The following is a 6,000-nucleotide window of genomic DNA, read 5'->3' as shown; positions in this document are numbered from 1 at the left end:
AAGACGGCGTGGATCAACGACCCGGCCAAGCGCAGGGAACCCGCACCACAAACCTCATAGCGTCACGACCGTCTCACTGGACTTGAAATCTTCCGTCACCACGATCACCAGCGCCTGGAACACGAACGCGGCCCGCCAACTGATCGCACTGGTGATCAAACCGCCGATCAACGGGCCCGCGGCCGCCCCGACACCGCCCATCGCCATGATCGCGCCGAACGCACGCGCCCGGGACGCCGTGTCGGTGAACAGCAGCGTCGTCAGGATGTAGACCGGCGGGATCAGCAACGCCGTGCCCACACCCTCCAGGATCGAATTCCCGAGGATCAGCAACCCCAGCCCCGGCGCCACCGCACTCAGCACCGCCCCCACCCCGTAGACCACCAGCCCCGCCAGCAGGCACCGCTTGCGCCCCCACTTGTCGGTCAGCTTCCCGCCCGGAATCATCAGCGCGGCCATCACCAACAGAAAGATCGTGATCGCCGTCTGGACACCCTGCACCGTGGTGTCCAGGTCCTCACTGATGTCGTTGATCATCACGTTCATGTTCGAGCCGGCGAAGCTGCAGATGAACTGCGCCAACGCCAACGGGGCCAGCACCCGCCGCGCCCCCGCTGCTGCCGTCCCCGCCACAGCGCCACCTTCCCATCCACCGAATCCACTGGTCCGCGGAACTGCTCGACCTCGCCCGCACGCTGCCGACGCCGACGGAACGCAACCGCCACCCCGACCGTCGCACAGCCCGTCGCCACAGGGCCTGAGGCGCGCAGCAGCGGCTTGTCGGCGGGGCCAGGAGCCGGTGGCGCACCAGCCGCGGTGAACCGCGCGCCGGATCGGCCGCCTCAGTGCCCGAGGGCGGCCTTCGAGGTGACGATGACCAGTCCCAGGACCAGGTTGACGACGCACTCCACCATCACCTGGCGGGCGGAGGCACCCGCTCGGTGCGCGCCCAGGCACGCCCAGACCACCTGCTGCGTCACGGCCACACCGAGCGCGAACCAGGCGGTTCCCGCCAGGTCGAGACCGAGCAGCGGGCTGACGGCCACCGCCAGCGCGGGCAGCGCGGCCGCCTCGACGATGGACCACTCCTGGCGGGCGACGCGCCGGATCCGCGGCCTGCTCCAGGGCTGTCCCGGCAGCCGTTCGCCGGCGACGCGCGCGTAGACGTGCGCCGCCCAGAACACGATGCCGGTGATGATCAGCAGCAGTCCGAGCTGGAGCCGCGGATAGCCGCCGACGCTGCCGGCCGTGGCGATCACGGACGCGGCGAGCAGAGACCCGTAGACGGCGCCGGCGAAGTCGGTGCGTGGCGCTCCTGACGTGCCGTCACCACCTGGAGGACCGGCCGGGGAGCTGGTGCGACTCACCGTCACAACGTACGAGCGGGGCTCGCGGGACGCCAGCCGAGGCCCCGGCACTGCTGCCGTTCGGCGGACACGGCTCAGGGCTGCTTCGACTTCCTGGCCGAGCGCAGCCGGGAGATCCCCCGAGCACACCGGTACTCGTGTCGGTGACCGAGGAGAAGATGTGCCTGACCGTATCGGCCCCACTACCCGTCAGGCCGTAGCGGTCGATGATGCGCTGAGCCACGTCACGGCCCCCGAAGTGGGCCGGCACGGAGCCGTAGACGATCGCGAGCGGGATCATCGTCCTGACCAGGCGCTCTCGGTTGATCTGCTACTCCCCCGTGTCCTGGCCCGCGGCCGCCTCGTGCTGCTCGGTCACCCGGCCGCTCGCGGCCAGCAGCGCGAGCACGGCGAGCACGGCGAGCAGGATGAGCACCAGGAGCAGCACGGTCAGCACCGTCGGATAGCTCCACAGCGCGAGCACCAGGGCGAGCACCAGCAGGACGCCCAGGGCGACCCACCGCCGGTAGGACTCGGTCCAGGTCCCGACCCGCCCGGTGTGCACACCGTGCCTGTCGCCCCAGCGGGCGGCGGAGTCCGCGGTCCGGTCGGCGGCGCCGCGTACCGCGCGCGGCAGGCGCCCGCCGCCGCCCAGGTAGGCGCCGAGCGCCACCACCAGGCCCAGGGTCAGCACCGTGCGGGTGCTGATCCGCAGGAAGCGCAGCAGTGTGTCGAAGATGGCCGCCGCCGCTGCCGGGGACTGCACCTGGGCGGGCAGGTGGTCGAGGTAGTAGTGGCGGGCGACGACCAGCCCGATGGCGAGCACCAGGCAGGCTGCGGCCGCGCCCAGCCCGGTCGTGACCAGCGCGCGGCGGCGCCGGCGGGCAAGCAGCACCCCGATCGCGCCGAGCACCACCGTGAAGATCGGCACCCAGTTCCCGAGGACGTCGAGGAGGTGGGCCGCGCCCTGGATCTTGGCGAGCTTGTCGGACTGGAAGAGCACCAGCTGCTTGTTGACCTGGGGGATCTTGTCGGCCGGAGTGAGGCCGGCACTCACCAGATCCTGCTTGACGGTGTCCACGGCGGTGCCGACGTCGAGGGTGACGGTGCCATTGCTGACCTCCACCGCACCCCGGCCGTGGCCGGTGAGCGCACGGACCACGGCGGTGTGGGCGGCGCGGTTGGCGGTGGTCCAGGTTTTCTCGAAGGTGTCGCTCTGCACGAACCGGGTCGCCGCCTTGCTGACCACGTCGTTGACAGCCTCGTCCAGCTTCGGGCCGAGCGCCTTGACGCCGGCCGCCGCCTTGGGCGGCAGCCCCACGGACTGCAGCCAGGCGGCCGTCTCCGAGGCGACCTCGCTGCCGTCCACCCGCACGTCGACGGCCTGAGTGATGCGGTTGGCCGCGGCGGCCTCGATCGCGGGATTGGTCGCCAGCGGCGCGACCGTCGACACGTACCGGTCGGTGTCCAGCACGATGTCGTGCACCCAGACGGTGAGCAGGGACACCGGCACCAGGATGCAGGTGAGTGTGATGACCACAGCCGACACCGCGCTCATCGCGATCCGGCCGGCTCGCGAGCCGTGGCTCCGCGGGGCCGGTGTCGAGGCGGGCGCGGGTGTTCCTTCGGACGGCTCGGGCATGCTCATGGCGCTCCAAGGGATGACGTGCGGCAGGACAGCGCTCGCCTCCATTGACACCCAGGGCGACCGGATCCGCACACGGGGTTGCATCCGATCGGCGGACCGCGCCAGTCCCTGATGCCTGCCGCGGCGTGCCGGAGCGGCCGGTGGCGCGCATCCTGGCACTGCGGGCGGCCGCTGGAGCAGGCGCCCGGCAGGCACCTGGGCGAATCGGAGGGAGCGGCAGTGGCACCGACCGATTTCCACGCACCCGCGCGCGGCCGTCTGCTGGCCCGGCTGGCGCTGCTCTGCCTGCTGGGCTCGCCGGTGGCGCTGCTCGTCGTGAGCGGACGGGGCGGCCTGCTGATCCTCGCCATCGGGGTGGCCGGTCTGGCGGTCGCGGCGGCCGGGATCTGGTGGGCGCTGTCGCACCACGGCGTGGTGCGGGTGGCCGGGGCACTGCTCGCGCTCGCCGCGCCCGTGGGCGTCGTGGTGCTCTACGCCTGGGCAAGTCTGTGGCCGGCCGCGCTGACCGCGGTCGCGCTCGTCGCGGCGTCGATGCTGTGCGCGAGGTCGGCACTGCGCGCGACCCGGCGGCCCCTGGGCATGCGGGCCGTCGCGTCCCCCGCCCCCAGGCATCCGGTGCTGATCATGAACCCGAAGTCCGGGGGCGGCAAGGTCGGCAAATTCGCGCTGGTCGAGAAGGCCGAGCAACTCGGCGCCCGGGTGGTGCTGCTGGACACCTCCACCCGCACGGACGTCGCCGCGATCGCCCGCCGCGCGGTGGCCGACGGCGCGGACCTGCTCGGTGTCGCGGGCGGCGACGGCACCCAGGCGCTGGTGGCCGCGGTCGCCGCCGAGCACGGCCTGCCGTTCCTGGTGGTCAGCGCCGGCACCCGCAACCACTTCGCCATGGACCTGGGCCTGGACCGCGACGCCCCCGACCGCTGCCTGGACGCGCTCAGCAACGGCGAGGAGCTGCGCATCGACCTGGGCACAGTCGACGGCCGACCGTTCGTCAACACGGTCTCCTTCGGGGTGTACGCGCAGATCGTGCAGCGCCCCGAGTACCGCGACGCCAAGGCGGGCTCCATCCTGGACGCGCTGCCCGACCTCCTGCACGAATACACCGGCCACCCGCTGGACGCGGTGACGGCCACCGCCCGTCTGGAGGCCCAGCAGGCGCTCCTGATCAGCAACAACCCCTACGCCGCGCCCCAGCCGGCGGCCCTGGTCGGCCGCAGAGCGCGACTCGATCTGGGCACGCTGGGGGTCGTCGGCATCCGGGTGGGCAACGCGGCCGAGGCAGCCGGGATCGCACTGCGCGGCGCCCAGGCCTCCGGTCTGAACATCCTGACGGCGCCCCAGGTCACCGTGGTCGCGGACGCCGACCGCATCCCGGTCGCCGTCGACGGCGAGGCACTTGAGCTGCCCACCCCCGTCACCTGCGGCATCCGCCCTGGCGCGCTGCGGGTCCTGGTGCCCAGGAACCGGCCCGGCGCGCCCCCGGCGGCGCCTCCCCTCGACTGGCGGGCGGTCCTCACGCTGGCCCTCGGCCGGCCCCGATCGGGGTCCACCGCACCGGAGCACGTCGATGGGTAGCCCCCGCGAGGTGGTGCGCGACCTCATGGCCCTCGACAGCGCCGTCTACGCCGCGGTGGCCGCCGCCGAGACCCCGACGCTCGACCGGGGCCTGCGACGCCTGGGGACTACTCGGCCTGTCCGGTCCGCCACTTCAGCTCGATCTCGAGTTCGATCTCCCCGTCGCCGACCTCGATCTCGACCTCGCTGCGCAGTTCCTCGGGGATCCGCAGGCTCAGCGTCCCCGGACCGAAGTCCAGTTCGGCGTTGCCGCCGTGCCGCAGCGCGTCCGCGAGCGCCGACAGGCGGTCGGCGGCCTCAAGACGCGAGAGTGAGCTCTTCTGCTCGAACTTGAGGTCCTTCACGACCGCCTCCACTGTCGTCGGGTCCTACCGTGCCGAACAGGTTGGTCAGGCAAGGACCTTCGCCTTGGCCTGGGCGTACTCCTCGTCCGGGATGTCGGTGCTCTTCCTGAGCTCGGCCAGCCGTGCCAGTCCGTCGGCGTGCCCGCCACCTGTGTCGGGGACGGAGCGGACGTACTCCTGGAACTCGCCATGGTCCAGAACAGGTCTGGCATCGGGTAGTCCGATGCCGGAGTCACCGCGTTGTTCATGGTCTACTCCGTCGGTCGCAGTCGCACAACGCTTTCTGAATCCACCATGCGCCGGAATCCCGAGGTGTGCATCACCCCGCCGGTACGCCCTCCTGCGGCGCCGCCATTCGACTGACCGGCGTGGCCGGTCAGTCGGTCCGCGCCCCGGGCGCGCTGGGACCACGGCGCCCATGGCAGGTACCCCTGAGAATTCGACCGCGCCAGGTCTCGTCCTGCTGACGCTGGGGGCCGGGCGGTTCCTGGAGCTGCTCGACAGCTCCGTCATGAACGTCTCGATCGCGACCATGGCCGCGGACGTGGGCTCGACCGTGACCGGGATCCAGGGGCGCGATCACGGCGTACCCGCTGGTGATGGCGCTGCTGATGATCCCCGGCGGCAAGGTCGGCGCGCTCATCGGCCGCAAGCGCGCGTTCGTGATCGGCTGCGTCATCTACGGCTGCGGCTCGCTGACGACCGTGCTCGCCCCGAACCTGCCCGTGCTCATGTTCGATTGGTCGTTCCTCGAAGGGGTCAGGGCCTCGCTCATCCTGCCCTCGATCGTGGCGCTGGTGGCGGGCAACTTCGTGGTGGAACGCCGACCTGAGCCTGTTCTGGATCGAGGTGTGGGGGTACCCCGACATCGGCGTGTACTTCGCCACCACCCCCTCGGCCGGCCACGACATGCTCGCCCTCGACTACCGCGGAGACCTTCGAGGACTTCGTCACCGGCCTGGTCGACGAGTCCGTCCACGACACCGCGGAACAGGACCTGCTCGCCGACCTGGCCACCTCGGCCTGGTGCCCGGGAATCCTCCGGGACGTCCTTGCGGCCTTCGCGTGGTCCTGGACTCCGCCGAGC

General features: G+C 71.8%; 4 protein-coding genes and 2 pseudogenes. 2 read left to right on the top strand and 4 right to left on the bottom strand.

Annotated features, from left to right (window positions below):
* Nucleotides 1-96: 96 nt before the first annotated feature.
* From ACIBEC_RS46170 to ACIBEC_RS46160, 3 genes and pseudogenes are all read right to left on the bottom strand, one after another.
* A pseudogene (locus ACIBEC_RS46170) lies at nt 97-600 on the bottom strand (MFS transporter); the annotation flags it as partial.
* 242 nt (nt 601-842) lie between these two features.
* Nucleotides 843-1,367: a hypothetical protein gene (locus ACIBEC_RS46165; protein ID WP_360509331.1), complete on the bottom strand. Its 525-nt coding sequence runs from the start codon at nt 1,365-1,367 to the stop codon at nt 843-845.
* Between the two features lie 310 nt (nt 1,368-1,677).
* Nucleotides 1,678-2,994, bottom strand: a complete 1,317-nt coding sequence (locus tag ACIBEC_RS46160; RefSeq protein WP_360509329.1) for a hypothetical protein — start codon at nt 2,992-2,994, stop codon at nt 1,678-1,680.
* Between the two features lie 219 nt (nt 2,995-3,213).
* On the opposite strand from ACIBEC_RS46160, the gene ACIBEC_RS46155 reads away from it, so the two are divergent.
* On the top strand, nt 3,214-4,569 hold the full coding sequence (locus tag ACIBEC_RS46155; protein ID WP_360509327.1) for a diacylglycerol kinase family protein: 1,356 nt from the start codon (nt 3,214-3,216) through the stop codon (nt 4,567-4,569).
* A 107-nt stretch (nt 4,570-4,676) separates the two neighbouring features.
* Here ACIBEC_RS46155 and ACIBEC_RS46150 read toward each other — a convergent pair whose 3' ends face one another.
* The gene (locus ACIBEC_RS46150) at nt 4,677-4,913 is read right to left on the bottom strand and encodes an amphi-Trp domain-containing protein (protein ID WP_360509325.1); all 237 of its coding nucleotides are present in this window, start codon (nt 4,911-4,913) and stop codon (nt 4,677-4,679) included.
* 418 nt (nt 4,914-5,331) lie between these two features.
* On the opposite strand from ACIBEC_RS46150, the pseudogene ACIBEC_RS46145 reads away from it, so the two are divergent.
* Nucleotides 5,332-5,743: pseudogene (locus tag ACIBEC_RS46145) on the top strand (MFS transporter); the annotation flags it as partial.
* Between the last annotated feature and the right edge of the window lie 257 nt (nt 5,744-6,000).

Origin of the sequence: Kitasatospora sp. NPDC051164, from assembly GCF_044455625.1 — a bacterium.
Lineage (GTDB): Bacteria > Actinomycetota > Actinomycetes > Streptomycetales > Streptomycetaceae > Kitasatospora.
The sequence above is the reverse complement of the archived record's forward strand: the minus strand, read 5'-3'. Positions and strand labels throughout refer to the sequence as shown.

Bases quoted from the DNA above. Each gene is read 5' to 3' on its own strand.
- ACIBEC_RS46160 (WP_360509329.1), bottom strand. From the start codon at position 2,994: ATGAGCATGCCCGAGCCGTCCGAAGGAACACCCGCGCCCGCCTCGACA.